Below are 19,079 nucleotides of genomic sequence, written 5' to 3'. Positions count from 1 at the left end.
TAGGTTCAGAGCAAGAAGCCGATGGCGTTGAGCGTATCAGTCGAATCGATGAGCCTCACTACCTTCTGCTCTATGCGAGGCTTGCCTTCGGCAAAGCTGATGCGATGTTCGACATCGGCGGCGAAGAGTGTCGCGGCGCCACGTTTGTACGCAACCACAATCTGAGCAGAACGCAGTTCCACGATGGTGGCTGAGGCGCTAGCGATCGTGAATCGAGAGACCGTCCGCACAGTTCGCGCAGCATCGGCGGCCGATGGCGAGTATCCCGATGTCAATCGCTCTACCCGCAATTCCCGCATGTGCTGATCGTCGTATGCGTAGTTGAGCGTCGCGGAGAAATCGGTGGTCTCAGGATCGATCGGAACCACGTAGATGCCGGACGGGGACCACAAGTCAAGCCATCCGCGATAATCCTTGCGATCCAGAAGCTCGGCCTCGAGCCCAATGAATTGCACCGTTTTTGCGAATGCGGCTTGCGAAAGAAGGGCGTTATTGGCGTCCATGTCAGTTTTGTTCCATCATTTGGCGCCACTTTTCGTAGGCAGCGCGCATTCCGGTTTCGTCAGTTGCGTGCGCAGTTTTTTCGCCGTTCTCTGACGTCACTTCACGATTCAATCCGCGGTTCACGAGAATGGGAACGTCGGGTCCCGCATGTGAGCCACGCTGAACCCGTTCCCACGCTTCTGCGTCGTCCGGGCTACCGAAACCGAAGGGCCCTTGAAAGTGTTCGTGGACTCGAAGGCGGGCTTGATTCGCCTCTTCAGGGCCGCCGTCCATACCGAGCGCGACGTGTCGAATTTCCGTTTCCTCCGCCGAGATCGGGCGCAATACGCGGAAGAACGCCATCGACAACGCCAGGTTTGGAAAGAGATTTAGATTGAAGCCGACACCCATGAGAGAGCGCACGATGCGCCTCACTTGGTCCAGCGGATACTCCTTCGCGAGAGAGTCTGCCAGCGCTTGGTAGCGAGCAGGAATGGGTTCGCCATTGTCTTCGTCGAGGTCGACGATCTCAGGGACCAGCACCGCCAGACTATGCCCGTTTCCCAATGAGCGGCAGAACGCCTTCTCGCTTGTCATGAAGCTGGTAATGGCTGTCGCGGTTTCATCGTCGATACTTTTCATCCACGACTTGTGAACGACAGGGAAGTGGTAGAGATCGGTCGTATTTTCGAGTTGGATCTTCCAGTTCCCCTTGAACTTGAACTTGTGTTCGCCATTGGCCTTGAGAGGAAAACCGGCGCCTTGCTTCATGAATAGATCAATCCATGGCTTCGCGCCGCCAAGGAAATCTTCCAGCGGTTCGATCGCCTGGTTAAAGCTTGCGAAAATCAGTCCTTGATATACGCCGACACGCAGGCTCTTCAGCGGTAGTTCGCTTTTTTCGACAATGCCTTCGTAACCATCTCCGTAGGGCAGCGCGCGAAGGGCGCCATCAAGGGCGTAGGACCAGCTGTGATATGGACACGTAAAGCCGCGCGCGTTACCTTTGTGTTGCTCGCAGACGGTCGCGCCACGGTGACGGCACCGGTTCTCAAGCACGTTGATCGTACCGGTCTTGTCACGCACCACGATCACCGGTTGCCGACCGATGAGGGTCGTGCGGAAGTCACCTAGATCGGGCAGCTCGCTTTCGTGCGCAACCCAAATCCAGGTCTTGTAGAAGATGCGTTCGAGCTCAGCTTCGAAGATCGCTGGATCGTAGTAAAGCGACGGGGAAACACGATCGAATTCGGCGCGCTTATATAACGCGCTCGCGTCAATCGTCTTGTAGGCCGAGCATTGGCCTTCAACGGCATCGTGGGCTCGTGTCATCGATCACCTGCAAATAGAGAAGGGGCGTTGTTGTGCAGGGGATTGTCGCGGGGCCGTGTCAATAGGTCAAATTGATTTAAAATCAGATATAAAATCAGTCACACAAATAATAGAACCTCAATCGACCACGTCGATCACGTCGACCAATGCCGACAAGGGGTACGTCTCCAAGCCTGCCGTGTGTCGTGCAACTGATCGGTTCCCCCGTTCGGGGGATGGTCCCGGACGCCGATCGCATTGACCATTGACATCAACCCGGAATGCCACCGTGCTCGAACGCTGATGATGAATCGAGCGTGCCAGGCGGGTATGAGCTATCAGACTTAAGGAGACGTAGATGCAGGATGAGTTTATGGATTCAGCTCCATCGGCTTATGCTTATCCGTTGCTGATCAAGCATCTGCTGCACACGCCACTCGCCCACGCGCCGGACCAGGAGATCGTCTACCGGGGTCAGAAGCGGCTGACCTACACGACGCTGCGCGAACGCATTGGACGGCTGGCCAACGGTTTGAGCCAGCTTGGAACGCGGCATGGCAGTACCGTCGCCGTGATGGACTGGGACAGTCACCGTTACCTCGAATGCTACTTCGCGGTCCCGATGATGGGAGCCGTGCTGCAGACGGTCAACGTGCGACTTTCGCCAGCGGAGATCGCCTACACGATCAATCATGCAGGCGCGGACGTGCTGCTTGTCCACACCGATTTTCTGCCTGTGGTCGAAGCGATCAAGGACCAGCTCGAAACGGTGCGCACATTCTTGTGGATCGCCGAAGACGGCAGTGAAGCTTGCGCACACACCATCCCGTTTTCCGTCGAATACGAGGCGATGCTTGCCGCCAGTTCGCCCAGCTATGAGTTTCCGGACTTCGACGAAAACACGCGAGCCACCACGTTCTACACGACCGGCACAACTGGCTTGCCCAAGGGCGTCTACTTCTCGCATCGTCAGCTGGTTTTGCACACCATCACCTTGATGGCTGCGTTATCGAGTCCGGTGTCTGGTCAGCGCTTTCACCGCGGTGACGTGTATATGCCGCTCACGCCGATGTTTCATGTGCACGCGTGGGGCATGCCCTACATTGCCACCGTGCTCGGAGTGAAGCAGGTCTATCCGGGCCGCTATGTGCCGGACCGGCTGGTGCAGCTCGTGCGCGACGAAGGCGTCACGTTCTCGCATTGCGTCGGCACGATCATGCACATGGTGTTGAGTTGCCCAGAGGCCAAGACTGCCGATCTGAGCGGATGGAAGATCATCATTGGCGGGGGCGCATTGCCTCACGGCCTCGCGCGTGCCGCGCTCGACCGCGGCATTGATATCTTTACCGGATACGGCATGTCCGAGACCTGCCCCGTGCTGAGTCTCGCGCAGCTAAAGCCTGGCCCTGAACCGCTCGATACCGATGAGGAGGTGCGCCAGCGCTGCAAGGCCGGTTTGCCCGTACCGCTCGTCGATCTGCGCGTTGTCAATGACGCGATGAAGGACGTTGCGCACGACGGACAGGCACACGGGGAGATCGTCGTGCGCGCCCCCTGGCTGACCCAGGGCTACCTGAAAAATCCGGCGGCCTCCGCGCAGCTTTGGGAAGGCGGCTATCTGCATACCCAGGACATCGGGAACATCGACACTGCAGGCTGTCTGCAGATCACCGATCGCATCAAGGACGTGATCAAGTCTGGCGGCGAGTGGGTATCGTCGCTCGAAATCGAGAGCTTGATCTCGCGGCACCCGGACGTCGCCGAAGTTGCGGTGATCGGAATCAAAGATGATAAATGGGGCGAACGGCCCGTCGCGCTGGTGGTTCTCAAGGCGGATGTCCCGACAACGGTTACTGAGGAAGACATCAGAAAGCATGTCCTCGCGTTCAGTGAAACAGGGCAGATCTCGAAGTATGCGGTGCCGCAGATCGTCAAGTTCGTGGATGCGCTGGAGAAGACGAGCGTCGGCAAGATGAACAAGAAGTGGATGCGCGACCAGTTCGCCTGACCGATCAAAAAGAGGAGACAACCGATGAGCATCCAGGGATATAGCGTGGCGACGCTTGGCGACTTCGTCGACAGGGAGTTGGGCGTGTCGGAGTGGGTCGTCGTCGATCAGGCACGCATCGACGCATTCGCGCAGTGCACTGGCGACAAGCAGTGGATCCACGTGGACGTGGAGCGCGCGAGACGCGAGAGCCCCTACGGCGACACGATCGCTCATGGCTACCTGACGCTCTCGTTGCTGGCAGCACTGGCGATCGACGTGGGCATCATCCCTGCGGACGCAAGGGCCGGCCTGAACTACGGGCTGGACAAAGTGCGCTTCGTCGTGCCAGTGAAAGCCGGAGCACGCGTGCGAAGCCGTGTGGTGCTGCTCGCGGTTGAGGAAAAAGGTGGTGGCCGCGTCATCTTGAAGACCGCAAACGAGTTGCAGATCGAGGGCGAGGACAAGCCGGCGCTGATCGCGGAAACCTTGGCGATGCTGGTGACCTGACACTGAACCGGCTGAGGAAGTCGAGGACGTAACTCAGGGAGCAATTTAAGGAGCAGTCAAATGGCAGCAAGCAAGGACAACCCGTCGAAAAGCGGCGCGCCGGACGATCTCGCGGTTAGCGCGACCGAGGGCATGCTCGGCCCGAACCCGTTCGTCGGGGTGCGTCCGTGCGATATTCTAGCCACCGCCCAGCAGATCGGTGCGCAAGCGGTTCAGCACCCCACGTTGCTTGTGGAGCAGGAAGCGGCCTTGGCCCGCGAGCTGATTTCGGTATTGTGCGGCAACGCGACGTTGACGCCGCTGCAAGGCGATAAACGCTTTAACGATCCTGCGTGGCGGGACAATTCGCTGTACCGCATCACGCTGCAAAGCTATCTTGCCTGGCGCAACGCGCTGACGGGTTTTGTCGACAGATCGGCGCTGGATGACAAGAGCAAGGAACGCGCGCAGTTCGTGCTGTCGCTCCTCACCGATGCACTGGCACCGACGAACACGCTGATCGGTAATCCAGCTGCGCTCAAGAAGATCATCGAATCAGGAGGCGCAAGCCTGCTTGGCGGTTTCAGGAACATCCTGACGGACATGCTGAAGAACCATGGGATGCCCGCGCAGGTGGACAAAACTGCGTTCGAGGTGGGCAAGAATCTGGCTGCCTCACCGGGAGCGGTGGTGTTTCGCAACGAGGTGCTTGAACTGATCCAGTACACGCCGGCGACCCGCGAGGTCTACGCTCGCCCGCAACTGATCGTGCCGCCCCAGATCAACAAGTTCTACGTTTTCGACCTGTCCGAGGGCAAGAGCATCGTCGACTATCTGGTGAAGAGCGAGTTCCAGGTGTTCGTCGTGAGCTGGCGCAATCCCACTGCCGAGCAACGTGACTGGGACCTGGACACCTACGTCACCGCGCTGCTCGAAGCCATCGCAGCGGTGCGGGACATCACCGGCAGCGAAGACATCAACCTGCACGGCGCCTGCTCCGGCGCGATGACCATCGCGGCGTTGCTTGGGCACCTGGCGGGCCGCGGCGAAAAGATGGTCAATGCCGCCACGCTAATGGTGGCCGTACTCGACAGTACGGCCGAGTCGCAAATCGGTCTCTTTGCCACGCCGGAAACCATCGCGGCGGCCAAACAGAACAGTACGGCCAAAGGTGTGCTCGCCGGTGAGGAGATGGGCCGCGTGTTCGCATGGATGAGACCCAACGATCTGGTGTGGAACTACTGGGTCAATAACTATCTGCTGGGCAACACTCCTCCTGTGTTCGACATCCTTTACTGGAACAACGACACCACCCGGTTGCCCGCCAGGCTCCACGGCCAGTTGCTCGACATTTTCACAGGTAATCTGTTCAGCAAGCCTCGTGCGCTGACCATCCTGGGTACGCCGATTGATCTGTCCAACGTGAAGTGCGACAAGTATGTCGTGGCCGGCATTACAGATCACATCACGCCGTGGAAGGGTGTGTACAACACGGCAAGGACGTTCGGAGGCAATACACGGTTCGTACTGAGTTCGAGCGGCCACATCCAGAGCCTGATCAATCCGCCGGGCAATCCAAAGTCGAAGTTCTTCCTCAACTCCGAACTGCCGGCGAGTCCCGACGAATGGCTCACCGCTGCCCAAACCGAAAAGGACTCGTGGTGGGGCAATTGGAGAGACTGGCTGATCGCACGTTCCGGTGAACGGCGAGCCGCACCGGAGTCGCTCGGCAGCAAGCGGCATCCGCCGACGGTCGCGGCGCCCGGGACCTACGTTACTCAAACGTGATGCGCAGCACCACGTCCGTATTCGCAGCACCACGTCCGTAACGTCCGTATTAACACCACGACTTATTCAACGCAGTTCTTCCGGAGATTTGATAATGGAATCAACCAATCCTCAAAGCCTTTTCGCCGAGTACACCAGGATGATCGGGCAGTTCAAGCTGCCGGGCATTGACGTCGCCGCCATTCTGGAGTCGCGGCGCAAGGACATCGAGGCGCTGCTGGCGGCCAACACGGCGGCGCTCACGGGGATGCAGGCGCTCGGTCAAAAGCAGGCAGAAATCGTGGGCTCGACGATGACCGGGTTGCAGTCGCTAGTCACGCAACGGACTGCGTCGGAAGGCAAGCCTTTCGCGAGCGCGGGCGAACTGGTCCAACAGGTATGGCGCAAGAGTTTGGCGAACATGCAGGAGCTGGCGGATACGGCCTGCAAGACCCAGTCCGATAGTTTGGCGGTGATCGGCAGGCGCGTTGCGGAGAACGTCGAGGAGTCGAGGGCGCTCTTGCAACCCAAAAAATAGCGCAGTACTGCAATGCGAAGCGCCAATGCGTCCGACGAGATGCCCTGCCTGAAAGTCACCCGGATGAGAGAAATGGACAAGAGTCCTGAGTTTGTCTGCGGCATGCAAATCCAGACGATCGATCTGGATGGCCAGGCGCTTCGCGTCGGTATCCGGCACGGCAGCGACGTGTCGCCGCCGCTGCTCATATTCAACGGCATCGGCGCCAATCTCGAACTGGTCGAGCCGTTCGCCGCGGCGCTGGAGGACGTCGAGGTCATCATCTTCGATATCCCCGGCGTAGGCGGCTCGCCAGCGCCGGCCGCGCCGTATCGCTTCTCGACGCTTTCCGTGCTGACCGACAAGCTGCTGTCGCGGCTTGGCTATGAAGGGCCAGTCGACGTGCTCGGCGTATCCTGGGGCGGCGCGCTCGCGCAGCAATTCGCGCATCTGTATCCCGTGCGTTGCCGCAGGCTGATCCTGGCGGCGACTTCGCCGGGCGTCGTGATGGTGCCGGCCAAGCTCTCGGTGCTGTCGAAACTGATTGGACCGCGCCGCTACACAGATCCCGCATACCTTCAAAAGATAGGCGCCGAAATATACGGCGGAGCGTACCGGCGGGATCCCGCCTTGCTGATGGAACACAGCCGTCACATCCAGGCGCCGCGCGGCCGTGGATACATCTACCAGCTGCTTGCCGCCTGGGGCTGGTCCAGTCTGCCGTGGCTCGGCACCTTGCGCCAGATGACGTTGGTCATGCATGGCAACGACGATCCTATCGTGCCCTTGAGCAACGCGAAGATTCTCGCCGCCCGCATCCGCAATGCGACGCTTTATGTGATCGACGACGGCCATCTGTTCCTCATCGCCCGCGCAAAGGACGTTGCTCCCGTGGTGCGCAGATTCCTGCGGCAGGAGTCGAGTTCAGATGCATGACTGACAACGCAACATCTGATGCGAGGGAGGACCGGAAAGCAGTCCGTTTCAAGCGGATGCGACGAACTGCGACGTGCTTGCTGGGCGCCATGATCGCGCTGCTGTTCGCGTGCGTCGTCTACCAAGCTGAGTATCCCTGGCTGACCTGGTTGCGCGCGTTTGCTGAGGCCGGCACCGTCGGCGCCATAGCAGACTGGTACGCCGTGGTCGCGTTGTTCCGGCATCCGTTTGGTATGCCGATCCCGCACACCGCGATCATTGCGCAGAACCAGCAGCGAATCGCCGAGAGTCTGGGCAATTTCGTCGAGGAAAATTTCCTGACGCCGGAGCTCGTCACCGGCAGACTACGCGACCACAATGCCTCAAGAGCGCTGGCTGAGTGGCTGGCCGAGCCGGCGAACAGCCGGGCAATAGCGGACGTGGTGGCAGACTCCCTCCCCGGACTGCTGAACGGCATCGATGACGCGGACGTCGCGCGATTCTTCGATCGCTCGGTGATGCTGCTGCGCACGCTCGATGTATCCCGCATCGCCGGCAACATCCTGAAAGTCGTGACTGAAGGCGATCGGCACCAGCCCCTGCTGGATCGTGGACTTCAGGCGCTGGAGCAGTGGCTCACGCTCAACGTGGACCTGATCAAGGCGAAATTCAGCACGGCGTCGAGATACACGCCCGCCCGGCTTGACGCCTACATCGTCGATAAATTCGTCGAAGGCATCGTTGCTCTGCTTCATGAAGTCGTCGCGAACGAGCAGCACGAGCTTCGCCGCCAGTTCGACGAAGCCATGCAGGATCTGATCGTCCAGCTGCAAACATCCGCGGTCCATCGCCGCTTTGGCAAAGGGTTGATGCGCGACTGCGTGCGGCACCTCAGGAACGGTGATTACCCTCGAGTGCTGCTTGACCAGGTCCGAACGCGAGTGACAGCGGACGTGAATCGCGAAAACTCACTCGTCCGCGCAGTAGCGGCCAGTCTGCTGGCTTCGCTAGGCAAGGGCCTGCGGAGGGAGCGTGCGATGCAACATAAGCTGAACGCGTGGTGGCTTGATCTCGCTCACACGCTGGTTGTGCGCTATCGGCGCCAGATCCCGGCGCTGATCACCGAGGTCGTGAAAAGCTGGAATGCAGAGGAAGTCAGCCGGAAGATTGAAGCGGAGATTGGTCGCGACCTGCAATACATCCGTATCAATGGCACGTTCGTCGGTGGCGTGGTCGGCGTCCTGATCCATGCAACCGCGCTATTTGCGACCCGGTGACATGTCCGCTTTTGATCAGCCGCCGCAACAGGAGACGCAATCGCGGATATGCGGTAGGGCCCGGAGCCGCGAAGATCGATGCGCAGACTAGCTGATTCCAACGAGGCCGAGCCCCTGTGCGCGCGCGACAGCGTGGGCGCGCTTGTCGACATCCAGTTTCATGAAGATGCTCTTCACATGGGATTTGACGGTTTCAGGCGCAATCCCGAGGGTGCGCGCAATTTCCTTGTTCGACTGCCCCTCGGCGATCAACTCGAGGATGTTGCGCTCCCTGGCGCTCAGCGATTCCCGCTCGGCACCGGGAATTTGTCTGCTCTCGGGTTGGTACCGCGCCCGCCAGCCTTCAAGAAGATGATCGATGTACGCCAATAGCTCCTTCGTCTGCGCCGTGCATCGCGTATCTTCCCGAACCGCATGCAGCAGCGTGCCGATTTCCGGGCCCTGATCGAGAATGGTCCGATACATGCCTGCGGGCGCCGCGACCTTCAGGACGTCGCGAAAGACCTCGACTGCCCTGGCGCGCTCGTTTGCGCCCAGCCACGCGACCGCGATTGCAGTCCGCACGCGCAGCGCGTGATAGTCGCTATGCCGGCTTTCCAGGCTCTGCAGCACCTTGCTCAACAGCGCGACCGCATCCTGCATCCGGTTATGCGCCATCGCCACGAAAGCCGCTCCAACTGCGCAATAGTTGGCGATTTCTGCCGAGTTGGAACGGCGAGGGTTCGAGTAGGCGGCGGTCAGCCGCTCGAGTTGCACGACGCACGCGGACGCTTCGGTCATCCTGCCTTCCGCAAGATAGAGCCGCGTGCGTTCGACCAGGGCGACGGCGATCAGGCGATCCCATTGACGTGCGTAACCAAGGGTCTGTGCCTGGTCGAGCAGCGAGTAGGCCTGCTCGGTGTTTGCGCGTGATACCGCGATTCGGACGAGCAGCAGATAAGCGATCAGTACGCCGTCGACCATGACCGCCACGTTCACCACCGGCATGAGATCGACGATCAGCGCTTCGGCTTCGTCCAGGCGACCTTCTTCGTAACGGATCTGGGCGATCATCGGCGCACACAATGCGGCGGAGGCGGACTGCGGGCCCGCATGGTATTCAGCCAGTCGCGCCGACTCCACGAAATACCGTTCGGCGAGCGCAAAGTGCATCTGCTGCATTTCAGCGAGGCCGAGCAAGCAAAGCCGGTAGACCGAAGAAAACACGTTACGCTGGTCTTCCTCGATCGAATAGGGAATCCACGGTGTCGCGTAGAGATCCTTGAGGTCGCCGGCTTTCCAGTGTCCGAAGCGGACCACGTTGGAGACAACGTTAGTAGTCCAGATATCGGTCGATGGTCGATCGAGGCAGCCCTGCGCCATCGTCAGCGCCGTTTGCGGGTCGTCCTGCAGCGCCGTCACGACCGAACGGATGGCCTGGCATTCCCAGCGGATATTGTCGTGTTCGGGTGTTGCGTCAACGGTAACGTCGCGCCCGATCGTGTCCAGCATGGCGAGCGCATCGTCGAAACGCATGGCCAGCGCCATACCCCAGGCGATCGCCAGCGTGACATCGACCTGTCCTCGCATCAGGTGCGCCGGGAAATGGCGTTGCCAGCCCAGCAGGGTAAGCAGGTCGCCTTTCTTGACGAGTGCCATCGCGCAGTTGCCAATCAGGGTGATTGCATCGTCCGTGTCGCCTGCGGCGATCGCGTGCCTGACAGCATCTGTCCAGATTTCCTGCGAGGCATACCACCGGCACGCGCGGCGATGCAGCTCTGCCAGTTCGTCGCCCGACTGCGTTCCCAGCCGTTGGCGCAGATACTCGCCGAGCAGCGGGTGATAGCGGAACCAATGCCCTTCGAGATCCATCGGCTCCAGCAGCAACTGGCGTGCCGCGATAGCTTCCAGCATGCCCTGGCTGGCTTTGACACCGGTTACCGCCTGGCAGAGCGGGGCGGTCAGCCGATCGAGTATCGCTGTGCGCAGCATGAAAGCGACCATGTCGTCGGGCAAGCGCCTGAGCATGTCTTCGAGGTAGGCAGCGAACGGCCGTGAAGCGCCGGACGGCACACTCAACTCAGAACCCGGCCTGGGTTCTTCCCGCGACAGCACCGACGCTGAAATGCGCAACGCTGCCGCCCAGCCTTCCGTTGTCGCATGCAGCGATTTCACGCCGGAGGTGCCCAGCCTGCCGGGGCATTCGCGCTCGACAAAGCGCTGCGTCTCGTCGAAGTTAAAGCGCAGCGTCGACGCGTCGACTTCCAGCAGTTCGTTTTGCGCTCTCAGCCTGGCGAGCGGCAGCGCGGGATCCGCACGGGTGCAAACGATCACATGCACGTGCGACGGTGCATTCGCGATGAAGAACGACATGGCGTCGTGAATCGCCGGGAGGCTGATCAGATGGTAGTCGTCGAGGAAGATGAACACCTCGTCCTCGACTTCCGCGAGCTCGTTGATCAGCGTCGACATGATGGAGTGCGCAGGAACGAGAGAGGTCTCGGCCGTCAGGCCGATCGCTGACACACCGACGCTGCTGCAGGCATGCCGCAACGACTGGGCGAGATGATGGATGAAGCGCGCGGGTTCGTCGTCCGCGTCATCGAGCGACAGCCATGCTACGCGCGCGCCGCTTGCACGCAGCTGGTTGAGCCAGGTGATCGCCAGCGAGGTCTTGCCGAACCCGGCGGGCGCTTTTATCACGGTGAGCCGTCTGTTCTCTGCTTGAGTCACCAGATCGAAGAGGCGCGGACGATCGATCAAGCCAGTCGGCAGACGCGGCGGAAGGACCTTTGTGGCAAGCAGGACGGGCAGCTTCTCGAAGGGCATCGGTTCCTCGGTCAGACGCATGAACTGCTCCTGGCATTCGGGTTGTCCCTTGGTGCCATCCCCCGTCCATGCAATCGCGCTCCCCTGTACGGGGGATGTTGCGCAGCGCTTCGCGGGCACACCATGGTTTCCATAGAGGACATCGAAGTGCAACCGGACCAGCCTGCCGCGCGCCGACCGGCTATTGCGTGAGGGTCAACCAAGCACGCCCGGGACCGCTACGTCACCCAGGAAATGATACGCCCAACAACCTTCAAGGAGGAGACATGTCAACCGCATCGAATCACGCTGCAACGCACAAACTCGGGCCTCTAGGTGCTGAGCCTGAGTTGTCGGAGATGGGCCAGATGGTCCAGCAGACCGTCCATCGTTATGCGGAGGAGGTTATGCGCCCCGTCGGCGTCAAACTTGATCGCATGACACCGGAGGAGGCTATCGCGTCGGGGTCGCCTTACTGGGAGGCCCGCAAAAAATATGTCGAGCTGGGGTTTGGCGTTGACGGGCTTCTTGAGCTCGAGCCCGCCGAACGGGCCAACATCATGTGCATCCTGTTCGAGGAACTCGGCTGGGGCGACTCCGGACTCGCCGTTTCGTACGGCGCCGGCTTGCTCCCGGCGCTGATGAGCACGATGCTAGGCAATCCGTTTTGCCGGGCGCTGGCGCCAGATTCGAAGCTTGGTTGCTGGGCCATCACGGAACCCGATCATGGCTCCGACTCACTGGACGCGAACGGCATGATCCTGCACCCGCAGGGAACCTACGGCCGGCCCAACTGCGTTGCCACGCTGCGCGGTGACGATGTGATCATCAATGGGCAGAAGTCGGCATGGGTGTCGAATGGCATCGTTGCGGATGTCTGTATTCTCTACTGCGCGGCGGACAGCGGCGCCGGTGTGGAGACGAAGCGCGGGGCCGTGATCGTCGTGCCGATGGACGCCAAAGGCGTATCGCGTGGCAAGCCTCTCGACAAGGTCGGCCAGCGCGCCCTCAACCAGGGGGAAATCTTCTTTGAAAACGTCAAGCTTTCCAAGGAGCACATCCTCGCTGGCCCCGATCAATACCTCGACGCCGTCTACGCAATTCACACGTTCGCCAACGCGATCATGGGTACCGTTTTCACCGGCGCGGCACGTGCTGCCTTCGAACTAGCTCTGGCCTACGCGCATGAACGCAAGCAGGGCGGGTTGCCGATCATCCGTCATCAGTCGGTGGCGTCGAGGCTGTTCCACATGTTCAGGAAGGTGGAAGCGGCTCGTGCCCTGGCGCGCCGTGTCGTGCACTACAACTTCACGTCGCCGCATCCGTCGCTGCACGCAGCGATGACGGCCAAGATCACCGCGACCCAAACCGCGTTCGAAGTTGCCAACGACGCACTTCAGATCTTTTGCGGCAACGGGCTCACGCGCGAGTATCCGATCGAAAAGATCTGGCGTGACGCGCGGGCATCCCTGATTGAGGACGGCTGCAACGAAGTCCTCGCGATCAAGGGCGGCTACTACCTGATCGACCCCGAGCTGCTTTGAACCGCATGCGCCAGCAACTTCAAGGAGACGACGAAATGGCAACGACATACGAAGTGGTGCTCTACGGAGCGAGTGGTTACACAGGCAAGCTCACGGCGTGGAAGCTCGCCGAACGCGGGATTCCGTTCATCGCCGCGGGGCGCAACAAAGAGCGGTTGCAAGAGGAGATGTCCAAGGTGCCGGAACTTGCCGGACATGACTATCAGTGCGTCGCGGTCGAGCACGAAACGAACGCGCTCACCGAACTTTTCAAAGGCAAGAAGGCGGTCATCAACATCGTCGGGCCGTTCATGCAGCTCGGCCGCCCGGTGGTCGAGGCCAGCCTCGCGGCGGGTTGCCACTATTTCGACACGACGGGTGAAACCGACTGGATGTCCATGTTGAAGCGCATGTACGGAGAGGCGTTTGCCAAAAAAGATCTGGCGCTGTGTCCCGGCAACTCGTACATGTGGACCGAAGGCAATCTGGCGGCCGAGATCGCGCTGGAGACCCCGGGCATCGACACGCTCGACGTGGTCTACCTCGGCGATTCGGAAGTCAGCGTCGCGTCGACGATGTCGTTTCTGCGGATGTGCACGAAACCGCAGTTCTTCCTGCGCAACAAGGAGCTGGTGCAATGGCCCTGGGCGACGCCGTATCAGGTCCATGTGCCTGGTGAACACGTGCTGCTGAGCGCGCTGCCCTGGGGCGGAGGCGGCGAACCGATCTGGTACGAGAGCGATCCGCGTGTGCGCAATTGCCAGACGCTGGTGTCGTTCAGAAACCAGGAGCGTTTCAATGGGGTTGTCGGCTTGCTGAGGAAATTCGAGGAAGAGTGCCGGCATCTGGATCCAGCCAAACAGGAAGAGATCACCAACGAATGGGGCAAGGCTGTGACGCAAACCGAGCCTGCCCGTGAGAACCCCGATGTCAACCGTTGCACGCTGTCATGTCAGGGGCGCGGCAACATGAATTCTGTCAGCGTGATTCTGCGCGGCAATTCACCCTATGCGCAAACCGGCGTGCTCGGTGCCGAAGCAGTACGTCGCATTCTGCGAGGGCAGTTGCATGCGGTCGGTTTCGTTTCGCCGGCGCAGGCGTTTGGCGCGCGCAATCTCCTCGCAGCTCAGGCCGAAGAAGGCTACCTGAACTACGAAGTGAAGAGCGTTTGAGCAGGCGTGGATCGGACAGCGCCACGTTGCATCGTCGCGCAGCCAATGAGCGAGGGAGAAGTGACCATGAGCAAGGAAGTGTACGTCGCGGGCATCGGCATGACGCCCTTTGGCAAACATCTGGACACCAGCGTGAAGCAGATGACGTGCAAGGCAGTGGAGGACGCGCTCGCCGATGCCGGTTGTGACAAAGGGCAACTGCAGGGCGCGTTCTTCGGCAACTCGACGCAGGGGCATATGGACGGACAGCACATGATCCGCGGCGAGCTTGCCTTGCGGGCGATGGGCGTGCACGGGCTGCCCGTGATCAACGTCGAGAACGCATGCGCGAGCGCCAGTACGGCGTTTCATCTGGCGGTGAACTACGTGAAGGCGGGTGCAGCGGACATCGTGCTCGCAGTGGGCGCCGAAAAGATGTTTTCGATGGACAAGGCGCGTACGTTCAGCGCGTTCGACGGCGCATGGGATGTGCACGACACCGAGAACGGCAAGCGCAGGTTGCTCGACATGGGCAAGGGGATCGAACCGCCTGAAGGAAGCGTGTCGGAGAAGCCTTATAGCGTGTTCATGGATATCTATGCGTCGATGGGACGCCTGCACATGCGGGAGTTCGGCACGACTCAAAGGCAGATTGCCGCGGTGTCCTCGAAGAATCACGGGCACTCGGTACACAATCCGCTCGCCCAGTATCGGCAGGCCTACACCGTGGAAGAAGTACTCAGCGCGCCTCCGATCACCTATCCGCTGACGCTGCCGATGTGCTCGCCGATCAGCGACGGTGCGGCCGCGGCGATTGTGTGCAGCGAGGCTGGCCTTGAGCTGCTCAAAGGCCGGCGTTCACGTGCCATTCGCGTGCTGGCTTCCGTGCTTCAGACCGGCAGCGACCGGCCGGCTGCCGCGTTCGACCAGCATCTGGTCCGGCTTGGCTCCGTAAAGGCCTATGAACAGGCTGGCGTGGCGCCGCAAGACGTTTCGGTAGCCGAAGTACACGATGCGACTGCGATCGGCGAAATCATCCAGTCTGAAGTACTCGGACTGTGCGAACAGGGCATGGGGGGCGTAGCGGCGGAGCGCGGAGACACCTCGATCGGCGGGCGGATTCCGATCAATCCATCCGGCGGCCTGGAATCGAAAGGGCATCCAATCGGCGCGACCGGGCTGGGACAGCTCTATGAACTCGTTACCCAGCTACGCGGTGAAGCGGGACAGCGCCAGGTCGAGGGCGCGCGTATCGCACTTGCCGAGAACGGCGGCGGTCTGTGCGGTGTGGAGGAGGCCGTAGCCAGCATCACGATTCTGGGACGTTAGCGTTGAGACCGTGGCGGCCGGCGGAGATCCGGCACGAACACGATATCCAACACCATCAGGAGACACAGTGCCATGAGCACCAGACCAGACACCATCCTGGCGGCGCTGATCGCCAATCGCGTCGAGACCATGCCAGATCGGGACGTACTCACGATCGAGGGGGCCGGTGCGCGGCCCGACGAGGTACGCACCTACCGGCAACTCTGGGAAAACGGCCAGCGTCTCGCTCAAGTCCTGATTGATCGGGGCCTGCGTCCCCGAGAGCACTTCGCGTTGCTGATGGCTAACCATGCCGAGTTCATCGAAGCCATGGTGGCGGCATCGATCTCGGGCACCGTATTCGTGCCGATCGATCCGCGCACGAAAGGCGACAAGCTCGCCTACATGCTCGATAACGCCCAGTGCAGAGGCGCCATCGCCGCCGACTACGCGCTCGACAATCTCGCCGCCGTGCGGGGAACGCTTACGCAACTGTCGTGGGTGATCGGGCTTGAAACGGACGAAGGCGCGAAGCCGCTCTCTGACTTTCCCGATGTGCTGTCTTACCGAGCGTCACGGCCGGAGCAGGTACCCGAGTTGCCCATCCTGACCCGCGACCCCGAAAGTCCGATGCAGCTGATCTTCACGTCCGGCACGACCGGCGATCCGAAAGGCATCGTCATGACGCATCTGCGCTACTGCGCAACGTCAGCAGCGGTGCCGGCAATGTTCGGCTACGCAGCCGACGAGCGCCCCTATTCAGGGCTGTCGCTGACCCACGCCAACGCTCAGGTCATTACGCTGGGCGCGTCGCTCGCCACCGGAATGCGGGCCGTGCTGTCGCGCCGCTTCACGAAGTCGCGGCTGTGGGGCATCACACGCAAGTATCAGTGCACCACCTTCACGCTGCTCGGCGGAATGACGACGGCGATCTACAGCGAGCCGGCGAGGCCCGACGACTCGGACAACCCGGTGCGCTTCGTGGTTTCCGCGGGGATGCCCGCTGCGATCTGGACCGAGTTCGAGCAGCGCTTCGGCGTGCGGATCGTCGAGTTCTATGGCGCGGCGGAGGGCGGGCTTACGGTCAAGCATGTCGGGATCGGGCCAGTCGGCAGTATTGGCAAGCCGGTGGCCACGCTCAAGCACCGCATCGTCGACGACGACGGCCGCGACTGCGCACCCGGGGTGCCCGGCGAATTGCTCTTCCGGCCGGCGGACGGATCGCCGTACAAGCTTGAATATTTTGGCAATCCGGAAGCGTCTGCGAAGAAGAGCAAGGACGGCTGGCTGCACATGGGTGACGTCGTGCGTGAAGACGAGAACGGCTGGCTCTTCTTCGAATACCGGAAAGGAGGCGGGATTCGGCATAACGGTGAATTCATCAATCCCGCGCCGATCGAGAAGGTGATTGCCGAGTCAGGCGCAGTCGAGGACGTCTATGTCTATGGCGTCAAGGCGTCATCCGGTGCGCCAGGTGAGAAGGATGTGGTCGCGGCCGTGGTGCCGAAACGTGCGTCCGACTTCGACCCGCAGCAGGTGTTCCGCTTCTGCCGCGCGCAGCTCGAAGCGAGCTCGGTCATCTCCTTCCTGCAGGTCGTGCCCGAGATTCCCAAGACTGCGTCGGAGAAGCCACTGGAGCGCCATCTCCTCGAAATGTTCGAACAGCGGCGCGACAGCGTTTTCACCGAGATTCCATGACGGTTGCCGCAAGCGAGCCGATTACCGTGCACGCGAAGTCGAGATCGAATCGGCGACCCGCCGTGCCCCAACCACCTGAATCTACCCGCTCGTAGCCGGCCGGGTAGAACATCTTTGTCACAACGGAGTGAGCAATGAAAGTACTTGTTCCCGTCAAGCGCGTCGTCGACGCCAATGTGAGGGTTCGTGTGAAGGCTGACGGCAGCGCCGTCGACATCGCCAACGTGAAGCTGTCGATGAACCCGTTCGACGAGATTGCCGTGGAGGAGGCCGTGCGTCTGAAAGAGGCCGGTGTAGCCACGGAGGTGGTCGTGGTCTCCTGCGGCGTGCAGGCGTGCCAGGAAACACTGCGCACTGCGATGGCGATCGGCGCTGACCGCGCCATCCTGGTCGAGACCGGGGCCGACCTGCAACCGCTCGCAGTGGCCAAGCTGCTGAAGGCACTGGTCGACAAGGAGCAGCCGCAACTGGTGATTCTCGGCAAGCAGGCAATCGACGACGACGCTAACCAGGTCGGCCAGATGCTCGCTGCGCTGCTTGGCTTGCCACAGGCGACGTTCGCATCAAAGGTGATCGTGGAAGCCGGGAAGGCGACGGTTACGCGCGAGATCGACGGCGGGCTGGAAACGATCGAGGTAGACCTGCCGGCTGTCATCACCGCCGATCTCCGGCTCAACACGCCGCGTTACGCAACGCTGCCCAACATCATGAAGGCGAAGAAAAAGCCTCTCGATGTCGTGACGCCCGATGCCCTCGGTGTCGACGTCACCCCGAGGCTGACGACGCTCAAGCTGGCGGAGCCCGCGAAACGCCAGGCGGGCATCCGGGTGGCCGACGCCGCCGAGCTGGTGGACAAGCTGAAGAACGTTGCGCGCGTGATCTAGAGAAAAGAGGAGGAGACAAACATGTCAGTACTTGTTATTGCAGAACACGACAATCAAACGCTCAAGACAGCGACCCTGAGCGCCATCACCGCTGCCGCCAGCCTTGGCGACGAAATTCATGTTCTCGTGGCTGGATCTCAATGCGGGAAAGTCGTCGAGCAGGCGGCCAGCATCGCAGGCGTGGCCTGCGTGCGCGTGGCTGACGCCACGCACTATGAGCACGCGTTGGCGGAGAACCTGGCCGCACTCATTGTTGGGCTCACTACGGAGCTAGCTCCCGGCTACAGCCACCTGTTCGCGCCGGCCACCACTTCCGCGAAGAACGTGATGCCGCGCGTGGCAGCCCTGCTCGATGTCGCGCAGGTCTCGGAGATCGTGGCGGTGGAGTCGGCGGATACGTTCGTGCGTCCCATCTACGCGGGGAACGTGCTGGCTACGGTGCGAAGCGCGGATCGCATCAAGGTCCTTACGGTTCGAACCACAGCCTTCGCCGCGGCACCGGGCGAAGGGGGGAGAGCAGTGATCGAACCGATTGCGCCGGCCACGGAGGTTTTGGCTTCCCGCTTCGTAAGCCAGCAACTAACCCGCTCCGAGCGTCCTGAACTGATCTCTGCACAGCGCGTCATCTCAGGCGGCCGGGGCATGGGTTCCGGCGAGAACTTCGCTCTCCTCGACAATATTGCCGACCAGCTCGGCGCGGCGGTCGGCGCATCCCGTGCCGCTGTGGATGCCGGTTTCGCGCCCAATGACTATCAGGTAGGCCAGACCGGCAAGGTCGTCGCCCCGCAGCTTTACATCGCGGTGGGCATATCGGGCGCGATCCAGCATCTGGCCGGGATGAAGGATTCAAAGGTGATCGTGGCGATCAACAAGGATGAAGAAGCACCAATCTTCCAGGTTGCGGACTACGGCGTGGTCGGCGACCTCTTCAAGGTGTTGCCGGAGTTGTCGCGTGAACTGGGCAAGCTGCAACAGAACTGAT

At 61.2% G+C, this 19,079-nt stretch carries 15 protein-coding genes; 12 read left to right on the top strand and 3 right to left on the bottom strand.

Translation table 11 applies throughout. From position 1 onward, the window contains the following. Positions 1-5: 5 nt before the first annotated feature. A complete protein-coding gene (locus tag M0D69_RS05000) occupies positions 6-503 on the bottom strand; it encodes an aromatic-ring-hydroxylating dioxygenase subunit beta (protein WP_301780968.1) in 498 nt (165 codons plus the stop codon). Position 504: 1 nt separating this feature from the next. After that, positions 505-1,815, bottom strand: a complete 1,311-nt coding sequence (locus M0D69_RS04995) for an aromatic ring-hydroxylating dioxygenase subunit alpha (protein ID WP_301780967.1) — start codon at positions 1,813-1,815, stop codon at positions 505-507. 337 nt (positions 1,816-2,152) lie between these two features. Between M0D69_RS04995 and M0D69_RS04990 the strand changes: the two genes are divergently transcribed. The 6 genes from M0D69_RS04990 to M0D69_RS04965 all read left to right on the top strand — a co-directional run bounded on the left by M0D69_RS04990 (position 2,153) and on the right by M0D69_RS04965 (position 8,746). Next, positions 2,153-3,802 (top strand): fatty acid--CoA ligase, encoded by a 1,650-nt coding sequence (locus tag M0D69_RS04990; RefSeq protein ID WP_301780966.1) that lies wholly within the window; start codon positions 2,153-2,155, stop codon positions 3,800-3,802. A gap of 24 nt (positions 3,803-3,826) precedes the next feature. Beyond that, complete coding sequence (locus M0D69_RS04985; RefSeq protein WP_301780965.1) at positions 3,827-4,291, top strand: MaoC family dehydratase; 465 nt, start codon at positions 3,827-3,829, stop codon at positions 4,289-4,291. A gap of 60 nt (positions 4,292-4,351) precedes the next feature. Next, positions 4,352-6,058: an alpha/beta fold hydrolase gene (locus M0D69_RS04980; protein WP_301780964.1), complete on the top strand. Its 1,707-nt coding sequence runs from the start codon at positions 4,352-4,354 to the stop codon at positions 6,056-6,058. A gap of 94 nt (positions 6,059-6,152) precedes the next feature. Then, positions 6,153-6,575 carry a TIGR01841 family phasin gene (phaP, locus tag M0D69_RS04975; protein ID WP_301780963.1) on the top strand — a complete coding sequence of 141 codons (423 nt, stop codon included), beginning with the start codon at positions 6,153-6,155 and terminating at the stop codon, positions 6,573-6,575. Between the two features lie 72 nt (positions 6,576-6,647). After that, positions 6,648-7,490: a poly(3-hydroxyalkanoate) depolymerase gene (gene phaZ, locus M0D69_RS04970; protein WP_301780962.1), complete on the top strand. Its 843-nt coding sequence runs from the start codon at positions 6,648-6,650 to the stop codon at positions 7,488-7,490. Next, on the top strand, positions 7,487-8,746 hold the full coding sequence (locus M0D69_RS04965; RefSeq protein WP_301780961.1) for a DUF445 domain-containing protein: 1,260 nt from the start codon (positions 7,487-7,489) through the stop codon (positions 8,744-8,746). The genes phaZ and M0D69_RS04965 overlap by 4 nt, the downstream gene beginning before the upstream one ends. Before the next feature lie 87 nt (positions 8,747-8,833). Here M0D69_RS04965 and M0D69_RS04960 read toward each other — a convergent pair whose 3' ends face one another. Further along, entirely contained in the window at positions 8,834-11,575 is a 2,742-nt protein-coding gene (locus M0D69_RS04960) for a LuxR C-terminal-related transcriptional regulator (RefSeq protein ID WP_301780960.1), read from the bottom strand. Positions 11,576-11,820: 245 nt separating this feature from the next. Here M0D69_RS04960 and M0D69_RS04955 point away from each other — a divergent pair, with 245 nt between their 5' ends. From M0D69_RS04955 to M0D69_RS04930, 6 genes are all read left to right on the top strand, one after another. Then, entirely contained in the window at positions 11,821-13,077 is a 1,257-nt protein-coding gene (locus M0D69_RS04955) for an acyl-CoA dehydrogenase family protein (RefSeq protein ID WP_301780959.1), read from the top strand. A 35-nt stretch (positions 13,078-13,112) separates the two neighbouring features. Beyond that, entirely contained in the window at positions 13,113-14,228 is a 1,116-nt protein-coding gene (locus tag M0D69_RS04950; protein ID WP_301780958.1) for a trans-acting enoyl reductase family protein, read from the top strand. Positions 14,229-14,294: 66 nt separating this feature from the next. Then, on the top strand, positions 14,295-15,536 hold the full coding sequence (locus M0D69_RS04945) for a thiolase family protein (protein ID WP_301780957.1): 1,242 nt from the start codon (positions 14,295-14,297) through the stop codon (positions 15,534-15,536). 72 nt (positions 15,537-15,608) lie between these two features. Beyond that, positions 15,609-17,213, top strand: coding sequence for an AMP-binding protein (locus tag M0D69_RS04940; protein ID WP_301780956.1), 1,605 nt, complete (start codon positions 15,609-15,611; stop codon positions 17,211-17,213). 134 nt (positions 17,214-17,347) lie between these two features. Beyond that, positions 17,348-18,097, top strand: coding sequence for an electron transfer flavoprotein subunit beta/FixA family protein (locus M0D69_RS04935; protein WP_301780955.1), 750 nt, complete (start codon positions 17,348-17,350; stop codon positions 18,095-18,097). A gap of 21 nt (positions 18,098-18,118) precedes the next feature. Beyond that, positions 18,119-19,078, top strand: a complete 960-nt coding sequence (locus M0D69_RS04930; RefSeq protein ID WP_301780954.1) for an electron transfer flavoprotein subunit alpha/FixB family protein — start codon at positions 18,119-18,121, stop codon at positions 19,076-19,078. Position 19,079 lies beyond the last annotated feature (1 nt).

This window comes from Caballeronia sp. SEWSISQ10-4 2, from assembly GCF_030464885.1.
Taxonomy (GTDB): Bacteria; Pseudomonadota; Gammaproteobacteria; order Burkholderiales; family Burkholderiaceae; genus Caballeronia.
This window is presented reverse-complemented; position numbering and strand designations above follow the sequence as displayed.

Bases quoted from the DNA above. Each gene is read 5' to 3' on its own strand.
- M0D69_RS05000 (WP_301780968.1), bottom strand. From the start codon at position 503: ATGGACGCCAATAACGCCCTTCTTTCGCAAGCCGCATTCGCAAAAACG.
- M0D69_RS04995 (WP_301780967.1), bottom strand. From the start codon at position 1,815: ATGACACGAGCCCACGATGCCGTTGAAGGCCAATGCTCGGCCTACAAG.
- M0D69_RS04990 (WP_301780966.1), top strand. From the start codon at position 2,153: ATGCAGGATGAGTTTATGGATTCAGCTCCATCGGCTTATGCTTATCCG.
- M0D69_RS04985 (WP_301780965.1), top strand. From the start codon at position 3,827: ATGAGCATCCAGGGATATAGCGTGGCGACGCTTGGCGACTTCGTCGAC.
- M0D69_RS04980 (WP_301780964.1), top strand. From the start codon at position 4,352: ATGGCAGCAAGCAAGGACAACCCGTCGAAAAGCGGCGCGCCGGACGAT.
- phaP (WP_301780963.1), top strand. From the start codon at position 6,153: ATGGAATCAACCAATCCTCAAAGCCTTTTCGCCGAGTACACCAGGATG.
- phaZ (WP_301780962.1), top strand. From the start codon at position 6,648: ATGGACAAGAGTCCTGAGTTTGTCTGCGGCATGCAAATCCAGACGATC.
- M0D69_RS04965 (WP_301780961.1), top strand. From the start codon at position 7,487: ATGACTGACAACGCAACATCTGATGCGAGGGAGGACCGGAAAGCAGTC.
- M0D69_RS04960 (WP_301780960.1), bottom strand. From the start codon at position 11,575: ATGCGTCTGACCGAGGAACCGATGCCCTTCGAGAAGCTGCCCGTCCTG.
- M0D69_RS04955 (WP_301780959.1), top strand. From the start codon at position 11,821: ATGTCAACCGCATCGAATCACGCTGCAACGCACAAACTCGGGCCTCTA.
- M0D69_RS04950 (WP_301780958.1), top strand. From the start codon at position 13,113: ATGGCAACGACATACGAAGTGGTGCTCTACGGAGCGAGTGGTTACACA.
- M0D69_RS04945 (WP_301780957.1), top strand. From the start codon at position 14,295: ATGAGCAAGGAAGTGTACGTCGCGGGCATCGGCATGACGCCCTTTGGC.
- M0D69_RS04940 (WP_301780956.1), top strand. From the start codon at position 15,609: ATGAGCACCAGACCAGACACCATCCTGGCGGCGCTGATCGCCAATCGC.
- M0D69_RS04935 (WP_301780955.1), top strand. From the start codon at position 17,348: ATGAAAGTACTTGTTCCCGTCAAGCGCGTCGTCGACGCCAATGTGAGG.
- M0D69_RS04930 (WP_301780954.1), top strand. From the start codon at position 18,119: ATGTCAGTACTTGTTATTGCAGAACACGACAATCAAACGCTCAAGACA.